Origin of the sequence: Mesorhizobium sp. GbtcB19, assembly GCF_019091085.1 — a bacterium.
GTDB lineage: Bacteria > Pseudomonadota > Alphaproteobacteria > Rhizobiales > Rhizobiaceae > Mesorhizobium.
The window spans coordinates 1-1,117 of record NZ_JAGXJY010000069.1 but is presented as its reverse complement, the minus strand read 5'-3'; the positions used below and the strand labels follow the sequence as shown (position 1 = coordinate 1,117).

Here is a 1,117-nt window from a genome sequence, read left to right as displayed (position 1 = left end):
ATCCTGTGTGTTGGTTCTGGTGTATGGTTGAAGTGGGAAGGAGACCGAGTGGATCCTGGTCGTCCTTTCGGACAGGCCGTGGCATGGCCCGGTCCCTTCCCACCGGTGAACCATCAACCTGAACAGTTGCACGGGGCTGTTCGAAGCAGACCCCGCACCACAGGAAGAGGCGTGGACATGATAGCCCAGAACTATGTCGGCTGCGACATCTCAAAGCAGTGGCTGGACTTTTTTGATGAGACAAGCGGCCGTCTTCGGCGCATCGACAACCAGGCCGACGCGATCGCGGCCTATGTGGCGGGCCTCGATCCCGATCGAGACTTCGTCGTCATGGAGGCGACAGGGGTGCATGACCGATTGTTGCGCCATGCGCTGGCCAAGGCCGGCGTGCCGTTCTCGCGGCACAACCCGGCGCACACCCACCACTATGCCAAGTCGACCAGACGGCGGGCCAAGACCGATCCTCTCGATGCCAGGATGCTGAGCGACTACGGTCGTCGTTATAACCCTGAGGCCGAGCCGGCGCCGAGCGAAGAAGTCGAGCAGCTTCAATCGCTTGCCGGCCACCGCGACCACCTGGTCAATATGCGGGCAACGGCGAAGAAGCACCTCGCCGAGGCCTTCAATGAGATCGTCATTGCCGACCTGGAAGAGACGATCGCCTACCTCGACACGCGCATCAAGGCGTTCGAGAGCCGGATTGCCGAAGTCATTCGTCAAAACCAGGACACCGCTCGCGACCACGCGCTGATGGTCTCCGTGCCCGGTGTCTCCAAGGTCGGCGCGCTCTCGCTGCTGGCGCTCCTGCCCGAGCTCGGCCAGCGCTCACCCAAGGCGATCGCCGCGCTCGTCGGCCTTGCCCCGTTCGACAACAAGAGCGGCAAGCTCACACGCAAGAGCCAGATCCAGGGCGGGCGATCACGCGTGCGCCGCGCCCTCTACATGGCAGCCCTCACTGCCATCCGGGTCTGTGACCGCTTCAAAGCTTTCTACACAGCCCTTGCCGCCCGCTCGGGCTCCAAGAAACTGGCCATCATCGCCGTCGCAAGGAAGCTCCTGGTCGTCCTCAACGCCATCATCAGGGACAAAATCGCATTCGCATGAACACAGTTGCCAT

1 protein-coding gene is annotated in these 1,117 nt (G+C 62.4%); it reads left to right on the top strand.

Annotated features, from left to right (window positions below):
* A partial coding sequence (locus KVT37_RS31605) for a transposase (protein ID WP_217578931.1) occupies positions 1-1,104 on the top strand: 1,104 nt, incomplete at its 5' end.
* Between the last annotated feature and the right edge of the window lie 13 nt (positions 1,105-1,117).